33 protein-coding genes and 1 riboswitch are annotated in these 21920 nt (G+C 45.0%); of the genes, 23 read left to right on the top strand and 10 right to left on the bottom strand.

Annotation, left to right across the window (positions count from 1 at the left end; genetic code table 11):
- Positions 1 to 140: 140 nt before the first annotated feature.
- Positions 141 to 1001: an ATPase gene (locus tag HXT44_RS04895; protein WP_421782628.1), complete on the top strand. Its 861-nt coding sequence runs from the start codon at positions 141 to 143 to the stop codon at positions 999 to 1001.
- A 115-nt stretch (positions 1002 to 1116) separates the two neighbouring features.
- Here HXT44_RS04895 and HXT44_RS04900 read toward each other — a convergent pair whose 3' ends face one another.
- Complete coding sequence (locus HXT44_RS04900) at positions 1117 to 2508, bottom strand: amino acid permease (RefSeq protein WP_162861137.1); 1392 nt, start codon at positions 2506 to 2508, stop codon at positions 1117 to 1119.
- A gap of 149 nt (positions 2509 to 2657) precedes the next feature.
- Positions 2658 to 2844, bottom strand: a riboswitch (Lysine riboswitch).
- A gap of 328 nt (positions 2845 to 3172) precedes the next feature.
- Between HXT44_RS04900 and HXT44_RS04905 the strand changes: the two genes are divergently transcribed.
- Positions 3173 to 4357 (top strand): tyrosine-type recombinase/integrase, encoded by a 1185-nt coding sequence (locus HXT44_RS04905; protein WP_421782630.1) that lies wholly within the window; start codon positions 3173 to 3175, stop codon positions 4355 to 4357.
- Positions 4358 to 4987: 630 nt separating this feature from the next.
- Here HXT44_RS04905 and HXT44_RS04910 read toward each other — a convergent pair.
- The 3 genes from HXT44_RS04910 to HXT44_RS04920 form a co-directional block, all read right to left on the bottom strand.
- Entirely contained in the window at positions 4988 to 5824 is an 837-nt protein-coding gene (locus HXT44_RS04910) for a hypothetical protein (protein ID WP_421782632.1), read from the bottom strand.
- A 313-nt stretch (positions 5825 to 6137) separates the two neighbouring features.
- Complete coding sequence (locus HXT44_RS04915; RefSeq protein ID WP_421782634.1) at positions 6138 to 6560, bottom strand: ImmA/IrrE family metallo-endopeptidase; 423 nt, start codon at positions 6558 to 6560, stop codon at positions 6138 to 6140.
- Complete coding sequence (locus tag HXT44_RS04920; RefSeq protein WP_421782636.1) at positions 6544 to 6924, bottom strand: helix-turn-helix domain-containing protein; 381 nt, start codon at positions 6922 to 6924, stop codon at positions 6544 to 6546. Before HXT44_RS04920 ends, HXT44_RS04915 begins: the two co-directional genes overlap by 17 nt.
- A gap of 125 nt (positions 6925 to 7049) precedes the next feature.
- On the opposite strand from HXT44_RS04920, the gene HXT44_RS04925 reads away from it, so the two are divergent.
- The 18 genes from HXT44_RS04925 (at position 7050) to HXT44_RS05010 (ending at position 15471) form a co-directional block, all read left to right on the top strand.
- Positions 7050 to 7283 carry a hypothetical protein gene (locus HXT44_RS04925; RefSeq protein ID WP_421782638.1) on the top strand — a complete coding sequence of 78 codons (234 nt, stop codon included), beginning with the start codon at positions 7050 to 7052 and terminating at the stop codon, positions 7281 to 7283.
- A 118-nt stretch (positions 7284 to 7401) separates the two neighbouring features.
- The gene (locus tag HXT44_RS04930) at positions 7402 to 7584 is read left to right on the top strand and encodes a hypothetical protein (protein WP_012914299.1); all 183 of its coding nucleotides are present in this window, start codon (positions 7402 to 7404) and stop codon (positions 7582 to 7584) included.
- On the top strand, positions 7568 to 7942 hold the full coding sequence (locus tag HXT44_RS04935) for a hypothetical protein (RefSeq protein ID WP_421782641.1): 375 nt from the start codon (positions 7568 to 7570) through the stop codon (positions 7940 to 7942). Before HXT44_RS04930 ends, HXT44_RS04935 begins: the two co-directional genes overlap by 17 nt.
- Before the next feature lie 99 nt (positions 7943 to 8041).
- The gene (locus HXT44_RS04940; protein WP_288231167.1) at positions 8042 to 8317 is read left to right on the top strand and encodes a hypothetical protein; all 276 of its coding nucleotides are present in this window, start codon (positions 8042 to 8044) and stop codon (positions 8315 to 8317) included.
- Positions 8318 to 8689: 372 nt separating this feature from the next.
- Positions 8690 to 8983, top strand: coding sequence for a helix-turn-helix domain-containing protein (locus HXT44_RS04945; RefSeq protein ID WP_421782643.1), 294 nt, complete (start codon positions 8690 to 8692; stop codon positions 8981 to 8983).
- Between the two features lie 192 nt (positions 8984 to 9175).
- On the top strand, positions 9176 to 9388 hold the full coding sequence (locus HXT44_RS04950; protein WP_421782645.1) for a DivIVA domain-containing protein: 213 nt from the start codon (positions 9176 to 9178) through the stop codon (positions 9386 to 9388).
- Between the two features lie 145 nt (positions 9389 to 9533).
- Positions 9534 to 9845, top strand: a complete 312-nt coding sequence (locus HXT44_RS04955) for a hypothetical protein (RefSeq protein WP_421782647.1) — start codon at positions 9534 to 9536, stop codon at positions 9843 to 9845.
- A complete protein-coding gene (locus HXT44_RS04960) occupies positions 9838 to 10365 on the top strand; it encodes a hypothetical protein (RefSeq protein ID WP_421782649.1) in 528 nt (175 codons plus the stop codon). Before HXT44_RS04955 ends, HXT44_RS04960 begins: the two co-directional genes overlap by 8 nt.
- Entirely contained in the window at positions 10362 to 11270 is a 909-nt protein-coding gene (bet, locus tag HXT44_RS04965; RefSeq protein ID WP_421782651.1) for a phage recombination protein Bet, read from the top strand. Before HXT44_RS04960 ends, bet begins: the two co-directional genes overlap by 4 nt.
- Positions 11270 to 11764 carry a single-stranded DNA-binding protein gene (locus HXT44_RS04970; RefSeq protein WP_421782653.1) on the top strand — a complete coding sequence of 165 codons (495 nt, stop codon included), beginning with the start codon at positions 11270 to 11272 and terminating at the stop codon, positions 11762 to 11764. The genes bet and HXT44_RS04970 overlap by 1 nt, the downstream gene beginning before the upstream one ends.
- Positions 11765 to 11774: 10 nt before the next feature.
- Complete coding sequence (locus tag HXT44_RS04975) at positions 11775 to 12122, top strand: hypothetical protein (RefSeq protein WP_421782655.1); 348 nt, start codon at positions 11775 to 11777, stop codon at positions 12120 to 12122.
- Positions 12119 to 12391, top strand: coding sequence for a hypothetical protein (locus tag HXT44_RS04980; RefSeq protein ID WP_421782657.1), 273 nt, complete (start codon positions 12119 to 12121; stop codon positions 12389 to 12391). Before HXT44_RS04975 ends, HXT44_RS04980 begins: the two co-directional genes overlap by 4 nt.
- A complete protein-coding gene (locus HXT44_RS04985; protein WP_421782659.1) occupies positions 12388 to 12771 on the top strand; it encodes a hypothetical protein in 384 nt (127 codons plus the stop codon). The genes HXT44_RS04980 and HXT44_RS04985 overlap by 4 nt, the downstream gene beginning before the upstream one ends.
- A gap of 378 nt (positions 12772 to 13149) precedes the next feature.
- On the top strand, positions 13150 to 13437 hold the full coding sequence (locus tag HXT44_RS04990) for a hypothetical protein (RefSeq protein WP_421782661.1): 288 nt from the start codon (positions 13150 to 13152) through the stop codon (positions 13435 to 13437).
- On the top strand, positions 13438 to 14292 hold the full coding sequence (locus tag HXT44_RS04995; RefSeq protein WP_421782663.1) for a hypothetical protein: 855 nt from the start codon (positions 13438 to 13440) through the stop codon (positions 14290 to 14292).
- Positions 14264 to 14473 carry a hypothetical protein gene (locus HXT44_RS05000; protein ID WP_421782665.1) on the top strand — a complete coding sequence of 70 codons (210 nt, stop codon included), beginning with the start codon at positions 14264 to 14266 and terminating at the stop codon, positions 14471 to 14473. The genes HXT44_RS04995 and HXT44_RS05000 overlap by 29 nt, the downstream gene beginning before the upstream one ends.
- A gap of 11 nt (positions 14474 to 14484) precedes the next feature.
- Complete coding sequence (locus tag HXT44_RS05005) at positions 14485 to 14853, top strand: hypothetical protein (RefSeq protein ID WP_421782667.1); 369 nt, start codon at positions 14485 to 14487, stop codon at positions 14851 to 14853.
- A gap of 54 nt (positions 14854 to 14907) precedes the next feature.
- A complete protein-coding gene (locus tag HXT44_RS05010) occupies positions 14908 to 15471 on the top strand; it encodes a hypothetical protein (RefSeq protein WP_421782669.1) in 564 nt (187 codons plus the stop codon).
- Positions 15472 to 15523: 52 nt separating this feature from the next.
- On the opposite strand, the gene HXT44_RS05015 is transcribed toward HXT44_RS05010, so the two are convergent.
- The 6 genes from HXT44_RS05015 to HXT44_RS05040 all read right to left on the bottom strand — a co-directional run bounded on the left by HXT44_RS05015 (position 15524) and on the right by HXT44_RS05040 (position 19385).
- Entirely contained in the window at positions 15524 to 15853 is a 330-nt protein-coding gene (locus HXT44_RS05015) for a hypothetical protein (RefSeq protein ID WP_421782671.1), read from the bottom strand.
- A gap of 405 nt (positions 15854 to 16258) precedes the next feature.
- The gene (locus HXT44_RS05020) at positions 16259 to 16525 is read right to left on the bottom strand and encodes a hypothetical protein (RefSeq protein WP_421782673.1); all 267 of its coding nucleotides are present in this window, start codon (positions 16523 to 16525) and stop codon (positions 16259 to 16261) included.
- Between the two features lie 285 nt (positions 16526 to 16810).
- A complete protein-coding gene (locus HXT44_RS05025; RefSeq protein ID WP_421782675.1) occupies positions 16811 to 17845 on the bottom strand; it encodes a hypothetical protein in 1035 nt (344 codons plus the stop codon).
- A 13-nt stretch (positions 17846 to 17858) separates the two neighbouring features.
- Positions 17859 to 18335 carry a hypothetical protein gene (locus tag HXT44_RS05030; RefSeq protein WP_421782677.1) on the bottom strand — a complete coding sequence of 159 codons (477 nt, stop codon included), beginning with the start codon at positions 18333 to 18335 and terminating at the stop codon, positions 17859 to 17861.
- On the bottom strand, positions 18322 to 19041 hold the full coding sequence (locus HXT44_RS05035) for an ArdC family protein (RefSeq protein WP_421782680.1): 720 nt from the start codon (positions 19039 to 19041) through the stop codon (positions 18322 to 18324). Before HXT44_RS05035 ends, HXT44_RS05030 begins: the two co-directional genes overlap by 14 nt.
- Before the next feature lie 44 nt (positions 19042 to 19085).
- Positions 19086 to 19385 carry a hypothetical protein gene (locus tag HXT44_RS05040; RefSeq protein WP_421782682.1) on the bottom strand — a complete coding sequence of 100 codons (300 nt, stop codon included), beginning with the start codon at positions 19383 to 19385 and terminating at the stop codon, positions 19086 to 19088.
- Positions 19386 to 19693: 308 nt separating this feature from the next.
- On the opposite strand from HXT44_RS05040, the gene HXT44_RS05045 reads away from it, so the two are divergent.
- The 3 genes from HXT44_RS05045 to HXT44_RS05055 all read left to right on the top strand — a co-directional run bounded on the left by HXT44_RS05045 (position 19694) and on the right by HXT44_RS05055 (position 21909).
- A complete protein-coding gene (locus tag HXT44_RS05045; protein ID WP_421782684.1) occupies positions 19694 to 19888 on the top strand; it encodes an HNH endonuclease in 195 nt (64 codons plus the stop codon).
- A 169-nt stretch (positions 19889 to 20057) separates the two neighbouring features.
- On the top strand, positions 20058 to 20498 hold the full coding sequence (locus HXT44_RS05050) for a DUF6076 domain-containing protein (RefSeq protein WP_421782686.1): 441 nt from the start codon (positions 20058 to 20060) through the stop codon (positions 20496 to 20498).
- A gap of 112 nt (positions 20499 to 20610) precedes the next feature.
- Complete coding sequence (locus tag HXT44_RS05055) at positions 20611 to 21909, top strand: phage terminase large subunit (RefSeq protein ID WP_421782688.1); 1299 nt, start codon at positions 20611 to 20613, stop codon at positions 21907 to 21909.
- Positions 21910 to 21920 lie beyond the last annotated feature (11 nt).

Consider the following 21920-nt stretch of genomic DNA (forward strand, 5'->3'; position numbering starts at 1 on the left):
ACGACTTGTATCCACAAGCAAAATCTTGATTGTTTAGCGCTCATGAGCGTGGCTAACATAAACATTTTGGCGTATTATATAAACGAGTTGCGTATTCAAATGCGCTAATGTTGAGCAGCAATAGATAACAGAGGACAAATATGAATCAACATAGCTCCGATAGTGTTGAAAAGAGTCAAAAGAAAAAGCTCATTATTCTCATTGTGGGAATTGTTGTGCTAGCTTTAGCTCTTGGCGCAGTTGGCACACTTTGGTATATGAAGCAGACTGAACGCACTAAAGCAGCTCGCAAACAGTGCGAAATAAAAGTTGCACAAATTTCTAAAGCCAAAGCCGTATGGAAAAGTTTAGTACACAACAGCGTAATAACAGATCTCACAAAAGGTGACTCTGATAACGCAAAAGAACTTGCTAAAATCATGAGCGAAAAGGTTCCTGACGCAGTATCTTGCACAGCAAACTCTCCTGAAGAACTTGGTTCCCAAAGCGTAGAAGCTTTAGCTGCTTCTGAATGGTATGCAGTCAAAGCAAAAAGAGTGCGCGAGTTGGCTGTTACATTAATCGATGAAAATAACAAAAAAGATAAAGACAAAGACAAGCAAGACGAAGAAACAAAGAAGCAAGAGATAAATGAATCGACTGGAATTGTAATTCAGCGTTCAAATGTTGTCCCACCAAAGCCAAAGCCAACACCAGCGCCGACGACAAATACTCAAGACACTAAGAAACAGAAGACTGAGAAGAATAAGAATAAAGACAAAGACAAGAACAAAGACAAGAACAAAGACAAGAACAAAGATAAGGAAAAAGAACAGGAAAAGAACAAAGAAAAAGATAAGGATACAAAAGGCAGCGAAGACGGATCTGGCGACGGAAACCATAAAGGAAATGATGGTCAAGAAGATCCGAATGATAAAGCAAAAAAGGGCGACCAAGATCCCTCTGCTAAAGCGGACCTAATAGGACCGCCACCATCTCCAGAATCTCCACAAAAACCATAAAACATATTCCTCTGTTATCTGACTCAATGTAAAAGCTCCCAGTGATATACGCTGGGAGCTTTTACATTATCTAACTCTACATCGTAAACGATGTTGAACTTTATAAACTATTCGTTCATTTTGCTACTCGAACATGAGTTAAATCGACTTCTTCAAGAGGAATTACTCGAGTATGATTTTTAATCTTGTAGCCAATGTATAGAACGATAAATAGCGGCACGGACATGTACGTGATTCCAATAGCCTGCCAGTTAAGCGTTGCAAATGAATGCAAATCCTGACCAACAATAACAAGAATACATAAGAAGAACGCAACAATAGGACCAAACGGATACCACTTTGCTCGATAAACTAATTCATCTAAGGAATGACCTTGAGCCAAGTATGCTTTACGGAAGCGATAATGAGCTGCAGCAATACCAGCCCAAGCAATAAAACCAGTCAAACCACTTGCAGCAACCAGGAACATGTAAATTTGCGAACCAAAAATACTCATAAAGAAAGTAAATAAAGCAACTACAAATGTAGCAATCAACGCAGGAACAGGAATACCACGAAGACTTACCTTGCCAAATACTTTTGGAGCATTATCTTCTTTTGCGAGCGAATAAAGCATTCTTGTTGAAGCATACATGCCGGAATTTGCTGCAGAAATAACAGAAGTCAGAATCACTGCATTCATAACTGCCGCTGCAGCTGCAAGCCCTGCACGTTGGAACACAAGCGTAAACGGACTAATAGCAATATCAGTTACATCAGAACCAAGTAAGTTCTTGTCAGTATAAGGAATAATGCAAGCAATAACGAAAATTGCAAGAATGTAGAAGAGAAGAATACGCCAGAACACTTGCTTTACAGCTTTTGGAATACTCTTTTCAGGAGTTGCAGACTCTCCAGCAGTAATACCAATAAGCTCAGTTCCTTGGAAAGAGAAGCCTGCAATAGCGAACGCACACAACACTGCAGGAACACCGCCTGCAAATGGAGCGTCCTTATGAGTGAAGTTTTGCAAGAATGGCGCTTTGCCGCCAACAATGCCAACAATCGTAAGCGAACCGATAACAAGAAATACGATTACTGCCAACACTTTAATAATAGAAAGCCAATACTCAGTTTCTCCAAAGCACTTAACTGTAAGCACATTGATAACCAAAATAAGCATAAGAACCGACAGTGAGAAAATCCATATTGGCACTGTTGGGAACCAGTATTGCAGAACTATTGCTGCAGTACTAACGTCCACCGCAACCGTAATAGCCCAATTAAACCAATAGTTCCAGCCCATTGCGAAACCGAGTGCAGGATCAATAAAACGTCCAGAATACGATGCAAACGATCCACTAATAGGCATAAATGTTGCCATTTCACCAAGGGAAGTCATAAGGAAGTACACCATAATGCCAATCGCACCATAAGCAAGCAAAGCACCACCAGGACCAGCCATATGGATTGTTGCACCACTAGCAACAAATAAGCCGGTGCCAATGCTGCCACCTAAAGCAATCATGGAAATATGTCGGGTTTTTAATCCTCGATGGACATCGTTATTTTGATGAGTATTCTGCTGAGTATTCTGTGCAGCAGTAGATGATAATGAGCTACTCATTTTTCCTCCTTTCATGACAATCAGAGGCAAAACAAGCAAGCAAAAGCAAGCGTGTCGATAGCTCTCCGCAGCGGATGCCAAATCACTGCGACAGTCCTTGGTATATTAAGCCAAGTCCCAGCTCACTACTTTTGGGATTAAGCAGTAAACTTCGGCGCTCTCCCCTTTTGTAAGCAATTAACGCTTTCCCTGGCTCATGCTTACTACTCTTGTCGAGCGCGACCTCTGGTCGATGGTGTTCATTATTAGTACGACTTGCAGACAAACAGTAAAAAATACGGCGTGGCGCATAAAAATTAAAAAATAATAACAAAAAACGCCACCCCAAAAAGAGGTGACGTTTAAAATTTGTGGAGCTAGGGGGATTCGAACTTGTTGGGATTCCGCCATTTCTTGTTTTTGTTGGTATTGCAACGATTATCGTTGATATTCCGCCATTCTTACGGCGTGTCACAAGCTTTCTGACTCCGGAAAACACGCGCGGAATGGGTATAATTGGTGTGTCGTTTGGTGTGTCGTTTGTGTTTCGTCGACTCATCAGTGATTAAAAGCAAGGAGCATAAAAATGGTACAAGAATTTGGGACGCTGAGCTATCGTCCCACGAAAGAGAATCCGACTAGAATAGTCGCACGATACCGTACACCAATGTACGCATTCAGCCTGTGGCAAAACTTACCTAAAGTGCAATCCAAGAGTTTCCCTATCCATCAGAAGCGCGCCGCAGAGGACTGGCTGAGAAAAGCAGAGTATGAGATAGAAGAACGAATATGGGTGCCACCTCAAGAGGTAAAAAGACGCGAAATAGCAGAACACACAACATTAGACGCGTACTTTCCTGAATGGCTTGAAAAACGACGAGTGCGCGGCAAACCGCTTAAAGATAGCACAAAATACGCGACAACAAAAACGTATGAGAATCATATTAAACCGGTGCTTGGTAGTGTTGCGCTCGCAGACTTGAGTACGCAAATGGTAAACGATTTTAGAGACGGTTTGGACGTGTCGCAACCGGACATGGTGCGCAACACTATGAAAGTATTGCGTGCTATTGTAAACAGTGCGCTGCGACCGGATATTAACGGCAATCCGCCAATCTTGAAGAATAATCCGTTTACTGTTAGTGAAGCTAAAGTTGAGCGTCGCCATGAGATAACAGTCGCAACACCTGAAGAGGTTAAAACAATCTACAGTATGATGCCGGAGGCTTACGCGCCTACTGTTCTGCTAGCTTCGCTCGGAGCGTTTCGTATTGGTGAGATTTGCGCTCTCAAGGTCAGTGATATTGATTTCAAGCATAATACGGTTACTATCAGTAGGACGCGCGCGACTACCCCTAACTCGACTGTGCTGACGACCGCACCGAAAACTGAGCATAGTAATCGTAGTGAGGTGATACCAGTCTCGCTGGTTGATAGTTTGAAAGAGTTCGTGAAAAAGCAAGAGTTAAATCAGGATGATTGGCTGTTTCCTATGAGAACGGATAGGACAACGCCTATCCGTACGAATACTCTACGAGATTACTATGATAAGGCTAGGCTTGCTGCGAACCGTCCTGACTTGCATTTCCATGATTTACGCCATACGTGCTTGACGTGGCTTGCTCAGAGTGGTGCGACCGTTAAGGAACTCATGGATATGGCTGGTCATGCTGACCCGAAGATTGCGATGATTTACCAGCATGCGGCGGACGAAAGACGGCGCTCGCAGGCTGAAGCACTTGGCGGACGCTTGTTTGGTGGTGAAAGCTGAGCTTTACCTCACTGAAGATGCGTTGGAGAATATCGATGAGAAAAATTAAAAAGCGCGAAAGCGCGTATATGAAAGTATATGTAATAGTTATGTATATATGTAAGGTGTTACATCAATGTTACATCAAAGGTGTTACATCAAAGTTACATCTTGATGTAACATCAATGTACGGATTCCGTACATTGATGTACGGATTTCGGTCGCTTTTCTGCTAACTATATGTAACATTAATGTACGGAAAAATAAAACCCTATCGCAAAATAACACCACCTTTGCGATAGGGCAAAAGAAACTCTCAACAAGCTTCCTCATGTAGTCTACCACACGCCATGGGGAAACGGAAAGCGTAACAACAATGGGAATAAGAAACGCTCAAATCGTCAGAACTTTGACATTGAAAGAGCCGAAAATGTTAAGGGTTGCAATAACCGCGTCTGACGATGCAGATAGGAGTGCTCAAAATAACTAACACTATGAGCTGTTTTATTATACCCTTTGTTTGGCGTATAAGTAAAGCGCGCTAGAAGAAAATGGAAAAAACTTCTAACGCGCTTTTGCTTGGTTTGAGAATCTATTCAATTATGCAGAGAGAAAGAGATAGATAAAAAAGATTTATCAGTTTCTATTATATCATGTTTCGTGGTTTTGTTGTTGTGTTTCTTTGCGAGTGTCTGGAGCGTTGTGCCCGTATTTTACGAAGTATTGGCGTGGTGTGAGTCCTTCGTGTTCGCGTTTGAATTGTTCAATTTCTGAGTTGATTGGCTTACCGTACATTTCGTCCTCGATTTCTTCTTGTAGCGGTGTGGTGTCTTCTTCTATTTTATCGTGTTCAATGGCTTGCTGCATTGTTTTTGTTTGTGTTTTGAAGAGTGCTAGTAGTGCTTCGTTTGGCGTGCTGTTCCCGGTTGGTGGTGTTGGTGTGGTTGGGGTAACCGTGCGCGCAGTGTGTTTAGGCATACCGTTGTTGGGTTGCGGTTGCGCGTCCGGCGGTTTGCCATCTAGGTTGAGCGCGTACCGCACGTATTTTTCACACTCGCGGTTTTCGTCCTCATCACCTATGGTTAAAAGCCACACCGCGCTCGCGTGCTTACTGTACCGACTATTTTTCAAGCATTTTACTAAACCTTTAGCTTGTAGCTTTGTGACAATGCGGCTAATGCGAGATATAGCAGAGCTTTCTTTTCGCAAATCATGAGGTTCGCCATTGATAATGGTTATATTATCCACACTGTCGGGCAATACCATTCCTAGTGCCTTTGCTAACTCTAGCCAACCGTACATGTAGGTTCTAGGTAGTAGGTTCTTCTTTTTAGCATCAACGTCAAGCGGATAGTCGGCGGACTGTATAGCCATTGCGGATAGGATAGAGAACTCGTCCGCGCTGAATGACGTGATAGTCCCCCGCGCATTATTGAGTTTCCCACATTTTGCTAATGCTGTTATCTGTTGGATATTTCTAAATCCCATGATTTCACACTTTCCGCTTCCTCACGGAGTGTGATACACTGAGTAAGGAAACTGTTCGGGTTTCTTTTACCCTGCTACAAGCTGTTGTCTATTTTGTAGCAGGGTTTTTCTATTTGTAGCATTACTACATTTAAGCTATCACTGTTTGAGTTTAACGTCAAACAGTATTCGCGTAAAATACATTTTGGTTTGAGCTTAATATCAAACAGTATTTGAGTTTAACGTCAAACAGTGGTTTGAGCTTAACATCAAATCTTTGGTTTGAGCTTAACGTCATACCTTACATAACATACATAACTAATACATAACCTTTTCATAACGCGCTAACGCGCAAATAAGAATCAAAAAAATGCAACTGAGATAAAACAAGCTCACGATAATCATCTAGGACTTGCTTTGTTACATTTAATTCGCGTGCCATTAGTAGAGAGTTTCCCTCGTAGACCGTTTCCGCCTCAATGTAATCATTGATATCAATAAGCCTATAGGCAGCTAGTTTTCTAGTTCGCCTTTCGTCATGGCTATTAGGAGAGAAGTCCGCGTATTCGGCGTGAATAAGCTCGTGGCATAGAGTGCATCGCATTTGATAAGGCTGTAAATCTTCGTCAAGTACGATAGTTTTGTATTTTTCAAAGTATGCGCCGCATATGCCTTTGGGTAGCGGCGCGGTTCTCACCACTACCCCTAGGCTTTCCGCTTGACGTTGCAAAGCCATGAAGCTAACGCCATTCGCCATTTGCAGCCTCGTCTTCTTTGTGCTTATCTTCGTTTGCGACGAGATTAAGTTTAGAGAAGTCAACGATTGCTGAAGCAAACTCTGTGTCGCTTATAGATTCTGGACTGTCCATTATCATTCTTTGCATTGCTCTATCTACTATTACGCTGATAGGTACGTCTATTGCGTTGCATATTTCATAGGCTACGTCAATTGGCATAGCAGGGCTGCCGCGCAACCACCGGCTAACATTGCCTGATTGACGACCTATTCTCCTACATACTTCGGCTTGAGATATGCATGTTGATGATATTGCTCCGCGCAATTCAAGGCTTACGTAAAGGCTGAATTTTGCGGACATTTCTCTGAGTTTTTTTGTATCCATATGCAAGATTATACACCATATTAAGCAACAATGTTGTTTATTATGGAACTTTTAATAAAACGGCTTTAATAAAAGCAACACGCGCACGACTTGATTGTTGTCTATTTTGTAGTAATGTTGTTTATATGAACAATAAAGAAATTAACGAGTTTCTAGCAAGAAAGTTAGAAACAGCGATAGAAGAAAGTGGCTTAAAAGTTTCAACAATCTTGCAAAAAACTGGAATGAAATACACCACGCTTTACGGCAAAAGAACAGGAAAAGTCGCACTAACCATGGAAGAAGCATTCGTTTTGTGCAAAGTACTCAATAAGCCATTCAGCTACTTTTTCCCCACTGAGCCACCAGCAAAGGAATAACAATGAACGCGAAAGAAACAACCACAACAATAATCAACCAACACGCTAAAAACATCATCTACATAACAAACGTCAAAAACATAAACGAACTGGAAAACGAACCAAACGAGGAACAACAATGAACAACAAAATCAAAGAACTAAGAGAAAAGCGCGCCGCCGCTAATTTTGAAAAATATGTAGCGCTTTTTGCTAAACAAAACGCCGACGCAGACTACCGCGAAAAATTAGAAACCTTCAACAAAATAAACGAAGAACTAGAACAAGCCAAAGAAGAAGCCAACAATGACACCAGAAATTGAAAAAGCCACACAAGACTGGATAACAGCCGAACGCGAATACAACGAAGCCGAACAAGGCTTCATGGACATAAAAGACCAACTAACAAAACAAAACCTAGACGACGCCAAAGCAGAACAAAAGATAGAACAACTCAACAAACAGCTCGAAGAACTAAAAACAAAAGAATACAAACTCGCAGAACAAATAAGCATCGAACAGCGCAAAGCCTACAAAATCTTCGGAAACCTAGAAAGCAACTGGGACTACAAAATGGCGAAAAACAACCTCATAGGCGCAAGAGACAAACTCGACATCGCGCGAAACTACCTAGAACGCCTAATCGCAAAAGAAGCAGAAAATGACGCCACAAAACATTAACCACCTAATCGACGCAATAACCGCGGTTGTTGCCGGGCTAGGCATCTCAGGAATCTTCGCATACGTACTCTACCTAATCCTTAAAAACATAGACTAACCATGACACCGAAACAAACCCTCGCACGCGCAAAACAAATCGACCAACTCGCACAAAAAGAATACGAAAAAGCCGACAACCACTGGCTAACAGCAATAACAAAATACGCGCAAACCAAAAAACAATACGAAAACTACCCAAACTTCACAAACAAGAAAAAACTACAACAAGCCGAACACAAAAAACAGCAAGCACTAGACGAAAGAGAATACGCGATCAACAACGCGTATGAAGTAAGACAAAACCTACTACAAGCAGAAAAGGAAAACCAAAAATGAAACACCCATACACCAAACTACTAGCAAACATAATCGCATACGCTGCAAGCATCATCCTATACGCGCTCAACGCAGGCGGTAGTATCAACGGCTTAACAATCCTAAGCATCACACTCGCAACCATAGCAAGCATCAACCTAGTGCGCGCAATAACAACCATCACAGAAAGAACACAACAATGAGCAAAACCACGGCAACAATCAGCATTATCATCAGCATACTAATCGCCTTGAGCGGCATCACACTCGTATACGAAACCGTACACGATCAAATAGACAGTATCAACCTACCCATCGGCTTCTTCCTCATCCTCATAGGCGTTACCGCCAGCTTAAGCGTTTACAACGAATACATAGAACAGAAAGACATTCAATGTGTGAAAAACAGTACACAATCAAAGACATCATCCATCGTTTTGACAAACTTGAACAACGATTCGACAAACTCGAGCAACAAATCAAACAGCGAACAGTAGTTAAAAAAGCGTACACCATCAGCGAATTCGCCAAAGCCTACAACATGACCGAGTTGAAAACGCGTGAACTAATTCAGCGCGGAAAAATCAAAGCCACAAGCGATACAAACGGGCGCGGCACACGCTACCTAATAGACGCAAAAAGCATAGAAGACTGGTGGAGTAAACAACTCGGCAAACCAATCAAATAACAATTTTAAGCGCGTAAACGGCACTCTAGAAAAGACAGCAACCAGTTTTTTGTACCGTTTCTGGTTACTCAAGCCGCTAGAGGTGCGAAGTTCGACTCTTCGCACGCGCACAAAGGGCATGATGAATGTGGGACGCTCCATGTACTTAAACTCGTCAAGCTGCATCATGCCCCCATTATGAAAGGAAAACTAATGCTCATAACACCACAAGAAGTCCGAGACGCGCAAATAAGCACGCGCTTCTTCGGCACAGGATACGACATTGAAGAAACCGACCGGTTGCTCGACAACTGCGAACAAACAATCGAAGCCGTAGGCACGCACCTAGTAGAAATGCAACACACCATGCTCAAGCTGAAAAACCTACTCGAAGTACACAACATCCCAATCCCACAAACAATCTGAGGCTAGTATGAGCACCGAAGAAGCATTAAAAGAACAACGAAAAAACAAAATACATGAAACAGGCGTTATCAAGTATTACACGGATAAATATTACGAAGCCTACAATCAACTACTCGACCTACTACTCGACTAAATGGAGAGAAAAATGAGCAACACAGAGCTAGACAAAGCATTAGCGCAGCTTAAAAAAGCAAACGAAAAACACACGCGATTACAGAAAGAATACGATTCCGCGCGAGCTAAATGTGAGCTACTCACACAACTTAGTGCGGAAATCGACAAACTTAAAAGCAAATACGAAGGCACACTCGCAAAGTGGCATGAACTCGATAAGCAATTCGACGACGGACATAAGCAGCTTATAGACGCGATAGATGACGCGCTCAACGAGTGGTACAAAGCAAAACAACACGTCAAAAAAATAATCGACAAACTAACCGGAGCAAACAATGACTAAAGAAATCACAGACTTTGAAGAACAATTAAGCAACTTGAGCGACCACGACTTATACGCGGTAATCGCCACACTAGCCAAATGGTCAAAACGAATCAAAACCGCACTAAAAACCGCTAAGAACACATACTTGCATCAAAGAGACTCAGGCGACCGCGACGAACTACGATTCAACAACAAAACAGTCGGCGAAATCAGCATAAGCAAAGGCAACGAAGGCTACTACATTGTGAAAGACCCGAAAGCCTATGCTGCAATCCTTAAACAAATCCAATGGACGCTGGACGACGGGCGCGACGCATGGTACACGACAATAATGCCATGCGACGAAGCTTGCATGCCGGACTTTCTCGACGAGCTAATCCGCGCACACAATGGTGAAATCCCGAAAGGTGTCGAATACAAAAACGGTAGGGGTTCAGTCGTAACAGTGAAACTAGACCGCAACTATGCTAACTCAGCTCTTGACGTAAAAGAAATAGCGAAGGTTGCCGCATTACAAATCGAAGAAGGTAAAAAATGAGTAGCGAACTCACCATTACTCAAGACCAAACAGACTGGACACAACAACAAGTAGCCGCGCTCAAACAGTTAGGCGTATCAAACGACGTGACACAAGCCGACCTTGCTATATTCCTCACACAATCCAAACGAACCGGACTCGACCCGTTCAGTCGCCAAATCTACATGATAGGACGCAAACAAAAAACCCCTAACGGTTACGAAACCAAGCAGACAATACAAGTCGGCATTGACGGGTTACGCGCAATCGCACACAGAGTCGCTCAACAATGCCACGAAGTATTCAGCATGAGCGATACATTGTGGGCGGATAAAACCGGAACATGGCATGACGTTTGGTTAGCAGCTGAGCCGCCAGCAGCTGCAAAAGTAAGCGTCAAGCGTGGCGGCGGCGTGTTCAGCGCAGTGGCAATCTTCAAAGAGTACGCGCCAGTATACAACGGCAAACTCAGCGGAATGTGGGCAACAAAGCCAGCGTTGATGATAGCGAAATGTGCTGAAGCGTTAGCTTTACGTAAAGCTTTCCCATCGGACATGAGCGGCATTTACACAGACGATGAAATGGAAAAAGCTGAGGACATAGCCACTCCACCAGTTGTTGAAACACGCGTTCAACAGCAAGCCGAAACCACGAGCCGCAAACCGTTAGTGTCAACACAAGAGCAGAGAGACCAAATCCTCGAGATGCTTGCAGAAGCTGGAATCCGCGACCGCATGGTGCAAATAAGCTATCTGAAACATTTAAAACTCCACATTCCTCCGACGAAAGAGGAAGCAGAATTCCTGATTAAAAACCGTGCGACTGTAATTAGAAACGCTAGCGCGTGGGTACGAGAGCAAAGCACGAAACGCACTCAACAGCCAGCCGAACAACAGCCAGCTGAACAAGCAGAAAAGGAACAATAATGGCTAACGAAACCACCCTCACAATCGTAGGCAACCTAACAGCAGACCCCGAACTGCGCACACTACAATCCGGCGCGTCCGTCGCCACATTCTCAATCGCATCCACCCCACGCACATTCGATAAAAACCAGAATCAGTGGGTAGACGCACCAGCATTATTCATGCGATGCCAAGCATGGCGAGACCTAGCCGAACACATTGCCACAAGCCTAGCCAAAGGCATGCGAGTAGTCGCAACCGGTAGGCTCAGCCAACGCACTTACGATGACCAAACAGGTACGAAGCACACGGTAGTAGAAATGACCGTCGACGAAATCGGAGCAAGCCTACGATACGCCACATGCCAAGTCACCAAAACAAGCACAAGCACAGGCTTTACAGGCTCAACCCCCCAAACGGCACAAGCATCAGCCGCACCACAAGCCAACGCGTGGACGCAAGCCGCACCAAGCAAAGACCCATGGGGGAACCCAGAACCCGACCCGGAATTCTAGGATGCAAAAAATGAAACTCACACTAGGTCAACGATTCAAAATCCTCTTCACCGGCAAAATATCCGTAACGCAACCAACTTTGACACATGATCGTAAGAGTACGAGAGTAAAACGCGCGTGCGGCAAATACGCAGAATTAGCTAAAAAAAGCCGTCAAACACCAACCGAATGGGTTCAAATCGCTGTAATGCCTTTAGGTAGTGCGCGCGTACTCGCATCAAGAGTAAGACGCGGCGGAGTCGCAGCATTTCGCAAGCCACGCGGAGGAGTTTACGAAGCGCGCATAACACCATGCATGAGCGAATACGTCGTAGAAATGCGTTTTATCCCAAACAAGAGGAAAGAAAAAACAAAATGAAAAAGAAAAACCGAGGAATCCTCGAAGACAACAACATCATTGACGCGCTCGCAGAATTGTATCACGAAGCAGGAAACCTCCCCATAGGTGCGCTCTTCGAACTCGAAGCAGATGAAGAATGCGACGACTACTGTGTAAAAGTCATTTGCTATGTGTCAAAAGAAAGCTATGACAAAATCCGTAAGCTAATGAAAAAGCAGCGAAAAGAACACACTGGAAGGGAAACACAAATCACAACTGCTTGTGTTACAGGGGATGCAGAAGAATGAGTAGGCAGAAACAGAAAGGCACGGCGTTTGAAACCGCAATTGTAGAATACTTGCAAAACAATCTCTGCGATGAGACTATCGAACGCCGCGCGTTAAACGGCACATGCGACCGCGGCGACATCAGCGGCGTAACATTCTGCGGCAGCCGCATGGTACTCGAATGCAAAAACGAAAACAAAATGCGCTTAGCCGAATACGTGCGCGAAGCTGAGATAGAAGCAGCCAACGATAACGCACCCTACTACGCGGTCATACACAAGAAACGCGGCACAGGCATAAGCAACGCGGCAGGCGTTCAACAACAATACGTCACAATGCCATTACATGTGCTGGTGAGCATAATCTACGAAGCGAACCAGTGGTACGAAGAAGCACGCTAAAACAGCGAGAACGAGAAATGAAAAAACAATACCTAACACAAGTAATCATCGGAGAACACAACATAACCGCAATCCCAACGTGGGTAGGATACGGGTGTATTCAACACAAAGTGCCTACAACATCAATACGAACCCACTTATACCAGCGCATAAGCACAAGTAACGACTTGTACTTAAGCAGTGACTTAAAACAGTACATGAACGAATTAACAGGCAACGCACAGCATGTGAAGGGACACAAATGGTACCCAAAAAGATGACTGACTTAATCCGCAAATGGTATGCGGACGGAATACCACTCAACTACATATGTAAACAAACAGGACTAACGGAGCAACTCGTAGAAGCAATAATCAAACAACCAAAAACCGCGGAAGAATGGAACAGACAAATATTCAGCAACCACCGCTAGATTTAACACGAGTGTTGCGCGCGTTAGGATACACGCACCCAAGCGACCTAGACGGCGCGAGCGTAATCGCAGTGCGCGCCAACGGTGAAATCGTCCACGACTACTTGCAAGGCGTAACCAACGCGCGCGCACAAGTAGTCACATGGCGACTACGCGGCAACGGCGAGCGCATTATGGAAAGCGTGCGCACCACCAGCGCATGGCGCACCGTGCTAGATAGTAAGTGGAAGACGATTAATATTTTGGAGAAGTAAGTGAACACAAGACAAGTTAAGCTAACAGACTATGATGAATTTGTTGATAAATTCAAGCCGAAACTAACGACGGACGACTGTTACACGCCGCCGCAAATCTACGAGATTATTAAGAATTGGGCGGTTGAAAAATACGGTTTGCAAGGGCGTACTATTTTGCGTCCATTCAAGCCTGGCGGCGATTATGAGGCGGAAGAGTATTCAGAAGGTTGTGTGGTGATTGATAATCCGCCGTTTAGTATTCTGAGGAAGATTAAAGATTTTTATATTGCGAATCATGTTGATTTTGTGCTTTTTGCGCCAACGCTCACGCTTTTCAGCTCAGCGGATAATGTTGTAAACTACGTGCAGGTTAATGCGCCTATCCGGTATCATAATGGCGCAGTCGTGAATACTAGCCTTGTGACTAATCTTGGCGATAATCTCGTTGAGACCGCGCCAGACTTAAGACGCAGGGTTATAGAAACCCAACAAAAATCGCCTATTAAAGCTAACACGTCTGTAAAAAAATACGTGTACCCTGAGCATGTTATATCCGCAGCACTCTTGGATAAGTATGTGAAGCATGTGCAGCCTTTCGTATTAAAGCGTAGTGAAGCGTACTTTGTGAAAGCACTAGACTCGCAGCGAGCTAGTAAAAAAGGCATTTACGGCGGAGGATATTTTATTAGCAGCAAAGCAGCGGAAAGACTCAAGCAATGCTTACAAAGTCCGCTAGTGGAAGGCTGCACGAGTTCAGAGCACCCAACAAAGTGGGTTCTAAGTGAACGCGAAAACCAAATAATCAAAGTACTAGACGAACAGTCACAGAAAGACAACGACAATAATGGTAGTAAACATCAGTCAGAAAGATAAGACGCTTGAGCATGTGCGTGAACGCTTGAGTCAAGTCTACGGTGAAATATCGCCGCACGTGCCAGACTCGGCAATCCAATACTTGGACGCGTATGATGCGCTAATTCGCAAATACCTTACACAAGACTACGGGTACAGTAATCCGAGCATGCCTTTAGAAGAGCCAAACCACACGAAATAAGGAGAAGAATTATGACCACGCCAGATTATTACAAGTATGATGACGGTGAAACACATTTTGAATGCTTTGACATTAGCCGCTATTATTCAGACGACTGGGCGCAAGTAATCCAATACGTGTTCCGCTGGCAGAAAAAAGGCGGCGTAGACGATTTGAAGAAAGCGTTAGTGTGTGCAAAAGACGCACGAGACAACGGCATGATGCCAAAGCCTATCACTAAAAACAGCATATTTTACAGAGCAATAACCAATAAACTCTACATTCTTAAGAACAATAATTTTAGCAACGCTTGTAAAATATGGGAACAGTTCAGAATGGTTTATGATGCTACAGACGAAATTATTGAAGCTTTGGGAGATATGATTGATGCCGCAGAATGAAACCGCATGAAGCTGGCTTAAAGCGTATAATCCTCATTGAAAGAAAGGAAACGAATGCACGATAGTAGCGAACGTCGTTTATGTCGCGAATGCCGTCACACTTACGCGAAAATAATCCGCGCGTTGCCAGCGCAGACTACTATCGTGCGTCAGATTGCCTACAAGCAGGTAAGGCTCACGCACCTAGGGCACACGCCGTCACGTGGTATTCCACCAATGCCTTTGAACACGCGCGCGTTGAATCTCATTGACCGTATTCATGCGCAATGTTGTGTGGTGCTTGGTCAGATTGACGCGCGTTACGCACGCCTGCCACTTGAGCCGGCGTTACGTTTGATGGTGCAAAACGTGAAAAAAATTCCGCAGTTGCCAGCTGCAATCTACGACTTGAAAGAATGGCGTGCAATCGAACGCGACTATGAGACACTCACCACCCCGGACGAAATCAAACACCCAATAGGCGTGTGCCCGAAATGTAACACGCCAGCCGCCGCGCACACGTGGGACACGACCTACACGTGCACTCGTTGCGGTTGCAGTAGTATCGTAGCGGACATGAAAGCGAACGCACACGCGGCAGTTAGAGCGCGCCGCGGCGTATCATATCGCGCACGCTGATTGTTTTTTATTATAGGGTAGGCAAATAAAACTTGCCTACCATTGTTTGTTTTTACTGTTGATTGCTTGACTCGGTTTTAGCTGCTTTATCAACAGATTCTTTCAGCTCTTGCCATGATGATGGCAACTCTATGGGGCGGTGTGGGCGGCGTGTTGCCCAATCGCGGATAGTGTCATAATCCCACGCGGGCTTTGCTGTTAGTACGCCAACTGAGTGTGTTGGTAGTGGCATTAGACCGCGGAGGTTACTCGCATCTTGACCATCTAAGGCGGCGCGCCTAGAGCGCACGAGATATTGGCGCATAGAATCATAACCTACGCCAAGAAGCCGCGCCACATCATGCAGTGATACGAGTACCGTTTGACCGTTCTCATCTAACATAATAGGCTCCTTTTATTTTTCTTTACTGTTGCCCGTTAAGCCAGCGGATAAGCCAGCGATGCCAGCTGCTAGAGTGAACCCAATACCAGCGAATGGCACTTGCAGGATAACGTTTGTTGCAGCTGTAATGGCGCATATTGCCGAGATAATGCCTAATACTCTTGTTTTACTCATAATCGTGTGGAAAGATTGGGGCTAGGGGTTCTAGCCAGTATGAGTGGTTGGAACCCCCGTTTTTTACTTGCGCTTATTGTCGTGTCGTAAATCTAACCAAATCATAATGACGATAGTTAGAATGTTGAGCGCGAGCGCTGCCCAATCTTTGGTTTCCATGTTCACCTCCTTTCATATTTAATATATTACCACAATGTGGGAACATTGGCAAGGGGGTGAATAAAAATTTTTTTAATCCTTCGCGTCTTCGATATACTCGCGCAACAATGCCAAGCCCTCAACCTCAGACACAGGCAAGCACACAGGCGCTTGTGGGCGGCGCATTGCCCACTCGCGGATCGTATCGTAACGCCAGAGTGGCGCGCGAAGATTAAACCCCGCAAGCGCGTCAGGCAACGGCAAATCAAAAGGCTTCACGCAACCGTCCTTATAATGACGGCGCGCCGTCGTCAAGTATCGCAACACCGCGCTTTTCTTCAAATCCAGCAACACCGCCACGTCGCGCGCCATCAGGTAAGTTGGCGCGTCTTTTCTCGCGCGAAAATCATAGTCAGACATTACTTACTCCAAATAGTCTAAGTCCTCGGTTTCAACTTGTTTTTGCGTCACTTCTACGCGCGATGTATCAATGTCAGCTAAAATTTTTTTCAGAGTCTCCATATAGTATGAATTAATATACATTTTTATCCTTTCGTATATAAAAAAATGCCGTACAAGCGCCACACGCGCAATTCGGTGTGTCGCTCCTCGCTCTTAGCTTGCTGCATATGAGCAAGCTAAGTTTTAGTTCATAAGTTTTTGTAATTCTTCGGCTAGGCTTGTGCGGAAAGTCTTATCAAAAGCGAGCGCGCTATTTTCAGCAAGGCGCGTTTTGAGACTCTGCCAAGTGCTAGCGTCTTGCTCTTGCTCTTTTGTCCACTTGATAAAGCTACCAAGTGCGAAGCCTAGTACTTGAGCGGCGTTCTTGTCAAAAGAATCCTTTTCAAGGTCATCTTTTCTATATAGGCGCTCAAAATCATCGCTTTGCAAGAAAGCTGCAAAAGAAGTTAATCTATCATCGCCGTCACTTAGACTGTCCGCTGTGTACTCTGTGGCGCAGTCCTCAAGTAAGCTATATACGGTATAGCGCAACTCGTGCCCCCAGTCAGTCATGTAAAGCACAGGCATATCATCGCCAGTGTACTTCATAAAGTACGAGTAGCTACTAAAACGCTGCGTGGCATTCCATACTTCTTCTTCTGGGTACTTGCTCACGAGCTTGATAGCGTTCAAAATCTCTGTTATAGTGAAGAAGCTCCCCTCACCTAAGGCTTGAGCGGCTAGACCGCTGAGTGCGTACCCGACTTCGCGCAGCGCATTTTTAGTAGCCTTAACTCCAGCCTTTTCCATCTCTTCGTAAGTAGCAGGTTTGATATATTTTAAGTGCTCAGTGTCATCGTCTTTTGCGTAAAGGTGGGATTCTTCGAAAACTTCGTGAGCTTCACTGATAATCTCATCGCGCGCAAGCCAGCAGACGCGCGCGTCAACTTCGTCTTCGCGCATTTGGTAAGCATCGCTCAAATCATTTTGCAAAGCCTCGCGCCCCTCGTCGTCGTCAGAGTATTCGCTAGTGTCAATGCCCAAGAAAGCGGCCAAATCCTCAGTACTCAAGCCTTCGGCAGTGTAATCAATATTTTTAATATAAAGGCCGTCAGTGGTATTTTCTAAGTCCCAGCTGTATTGAATGACTTTGTAAAAAGCCTTTTCATCAGTAGCGGCTTCTAAATCCTTAAGGTCATCCAAGGTAACCATCATCACCTTAATGCTTGTGTCAATCATTTTTATACTCCTTTTAGTTCCTTGCTTGCTTAATAGACTTATAGGCTTTTTGGATATCCTTATCCAAGGTTTCAGCGTCTGCGAAAAGTTCAAATTCTTTGCTGTTTAATTTCCCTTCGCTTACTTTCCAAAGCTCCTCATGAGCTTGCATGGCGCATATTTTTGCCGTTTGCGCAATGTCGAACATGCAGATAGCTGAACCAATTTTTCCTTCTTCAGCTTTTTTGATTGCGTTTAACGAGTAGCGCCTGCAGTTTTTAACTTCGTTTGCAAGCCTTTGCAAGATTTCTTTTTTCATTTTTTTAACTCCTTTTTGTTTTGCGTTTCCGCTCGTTTTCTTGACATTTTCTATATTACCACATGCCGCACCTTTGTCAACCTTCGGCGTGTCGCGTGATAGGCTAGAAAAGCCGTGGCGCAAGGGCGAGTTTTCCTTTTTCGTCCTCTTGACAATGACGCGCCACGGCCTTTTTATATCAAGCCACAGCACACAATGCGCAAGCCTTCGACTTATCAAGCAAAACCTCAATAGCAGCCGCATAATCACTCAGCGCAGCGCTAGTATTTCTAGCAAAAATATTACAAACGCCAGCCACGCACTCGGTCGCCAACCGCTCTAAGGTCACACCGTCAACACCCCAAGAGATAGACACTTCAGGCACTTGTGGCGCGCCATCAACCTGCGAAGAATCAAAAACATAAGCCAAACCAGCGCCGCAAATCTCGTCCTTGACAACAAGCTCACCACTAGCCACGCGCGCTTTTCCTTCCTTAGAAAGACGCACAACCGCACCTACAGGCTTGCCCCCTTTTGTATAAGCGCACTTGTAAGTTTTAGGAGAAAGAAGTGCCAACCCCTTGCTCCCTTTTTTAACCATCGCGTCCGCCTTCTTCCACTCAGAAAAACCACGCACGCGACCAACCTTCGGCATTTGCGCGATAACCATCAAAATGTTACGCGTACTATAGTGCTTATCGGCGTTAACAGCCTTAAAACGCGCCACACTACCAACAAGACCAATAACGCCATCAACAGACTGGAAAGCCTCACGAAGTGCGCCAACAACCTGACTCGTTAAATTTTCAGCCTTTTCTTGAGCCTTCGCGCGTGCCTCTTCTTTAGAAGGCTTCGCAGCCTTAGTTTCAGGCTGAGCGGTCGTAACGGTTTCGTCGAAAATATCGAAAGTATCCTGCATTTTAATCAATCCTTTGTTTTGCGTTTCCGCTTTTCTTGACTTATTTAATACTCTTCTACGCAGCTCTTCGCGGCCTTTTTGATAGCGCGGCGTTCTTTCCACAAGAAATGAGCATCGCACTTATCTTCATGCGCACTATAAGCGCGGCGAATTTCCTTGCTGTCGTCAGGATTAACGCCGAGGAAGTCAGCAATATCGTATTCATCAACAAGAACGGTGTAGTCACAATCTGGGAAATATAAGCCCTCAAGCTCCCATTGGAAACCGATTTCGCAGCAAGCGGCGTAAAAATCTTCCGCAGTCTTTGCGCTCTTCAACTCGTCATATTCTTCTTCGTACAACATTTTATTTTCCTTTTTGTTTTGAGCTTTCGCTCTTGTTTTCTTGACATTTTCTATATTACCACACCTCGCACCTTTGTCAACTTTCGGCGTGTCGTAACACGCCATGGATATGATATACTCATATAAAGCGATAATCCCAAAAGAGAGCGGCACAAATGTGCCGCTTTTTTAATACCATGACAAAAACAAACCCGCGCCGCACCAACGGCGCAAGACGCGACAGCATAAGACGCAGAGCCTTAGCGTACTATGACACCTGCTATATATGTGGGCAACTGATAGACAAGACACTGCGCACGCCGCACCCAATGAGCGCAGAAGTAGACGAAATAGTGCCAGTGTCACGCGGCGGCAGCCCATACGAGTGGACTAACATCAGGCTCACGCATCGCAGATGCAACAGAATAAAAAGCTCGCACAGCATCGACTACGCGCGCGCCAAAGTCAACGGCACGCCACAAAGTCCGCGCGAAAAAATATACTTCAAAGCAAGTCAATGGTGACCAAGTGATAATGATAATGAGAATATTATCAATAAGGGTGGGGGGGTACCCCCTCCCCCGGCTCGAAAAGCCCCCCCGGCGAAAGGTCTAAAATCTCCCCGAGTGCTCTATTCGTAACACCCTTATCGTAACAAAAAGCTATTCGTATCAATATGCCTAGGAGAAACGTATGCAATGCAAGAATTGCGGACACTTTTTCAAAACAACCGGACACGGACGCAAGCCTCAATATTGCTCGGATAAATGCCGCGTAGACGCAAACCGTAAACGTAAACAAAACGGTGTTAAAAAAGAAGAAACAAAGCAGCCTGTGGTAATAAACCTGCCATCTAAGAGCGTGAAAACAAGCATACAAGACGAAGAACTAACAAAAGAAACGTTTGAACGCATGTGTGATGCTAGCGTTTTGGAAGAACTACGCTACGCAAGAGACATACTACACAAAGCGATGATTAGTCCTGATACGCCAGCGAACGCATTGCCGGCAATAAGCCGTGAGCTTATAGGAATTACTGAGAAAATAGAAGGCATGAGCGACTCAACCAATCCATTGAGTGCGCTAGAAACGGAGGCTGTAACAAATGACACTTTCGACACCACGACTATCTAGCATCGCACGACACTGCATCCTCCCTGAAGGCATTGTAACAACCGACTTTCCGCGATACGAGCGAGTATTAAACGCGTTAGGCGTACACTATGACCCTTGGCAAAGCGCACTTTTGAGCGCACTGTTTGGCAAACGTAAAGACGGCAAATACGCGGAAGGCGTAGGCGGTGCAGTATTAAGCATTCCGCGACAAGTTGGCAAAACGTTCATGATTGGCACTTCAATGCTCATGCACTGCGCGATGAATCCTAACTTGCTTATGTTGTGGACTGCTCACCATACGAGAACAAGCGACGAAACGTTCAGAAACATGACCGCGCTCGCAGAGCAGCCTGTGTTTAAGCGTTTTGTTAAGGCTGTTCGTCGTGCTAACGGGCAGCAGCAGCTTGAGTTTAATAATGGTTCTCGTATTCTGTTTGGTGCTCGTGAGCAGGGTTTTGGCCGTGGTTTTGCTCATGTTGATGTTATTGCGTTTGATGAGGCTCAGATTCTTTCTGAGTCTGCTATGGATGACATGATTCCAACCATGAATGCGTCTCCTAATCCGTTGGCGCTTTACATGGGTACGCCGCCGCGTCCTAAGGATAATGGTGAAGCATTTACTTTGAAGCGTACGAACGCGATTAAGGGGTACGATAAGGATACTTTGTACGTTGAGTTTAGCGCGGATAGAGATTGCGACCTTGATGACCGTAAGGCTTGGGCTAAAGCGAATCCATCTTACCCGTTGAGGACTAATGAGAACGCTATTTTGCGTATGCGCAGACAATTGTCTGACGATAGTTTTAGACGTGAAGCTCTTGGAGTGTGGGACGAAACAGCAAGCCATAACGCCATTGATTTGAAGCTCTGGGCTGAGAGCACTGTGAATAAGCCTAAAGACGGTGGACTTGCTTCGTTCGCATTGGATATGAACCCTGAGCGCACTATGCTCACGATTGGCGCTTGCCGTCGCTTTGATGATGATACTTGCCATATTGAGATGGTTGAGCGTCGTCCTATTGCTGAGGCTGGTTTGCAGTGGGCTGTTGATTGGCTTGCTGAGCGTTGGGATAGGACTGCTAGTGTTTGTATTGACTCACAGTCCCCTGCTATGACGTTGGTGCAAGATTTGCAGGAAGCGTCTATATTGGTGACGATTTTGCAAACCAAGGACGTTGGGCAAGCGTGTGGTCGTTTCCTTGACTTGTTGACGCTTAAGCAACTAACGCATTTGAGTGATGAAGACCAGCCTCAGCTTGCTGATGCTGTTAGTCATGTTGTTACGCGTCCGCTTGGTAAGAGCGGCTTGTTTGGTTGGAATAAGACTGGTTCTGACGTTGATATTAGTCCTCTTGTTGCTTGCACTTATGCGATGCATGGTGCTTACACGAGCAAACGTGACCCGTTTGAAGATGCGCATATTTGGTAAAGGTGGTGTGC

The organism is Gardnerella sp. DNF01198P, from assembly GCF_049244165.1.
In the GTDB taxonomy this organism is placed as follows: Bacteria; Actinomycetota; Actinomycetes; order Actinomycetales; family Bifidobacteriaceae; genus Bifidobacterium; species Bifidobacterium swidsinskii.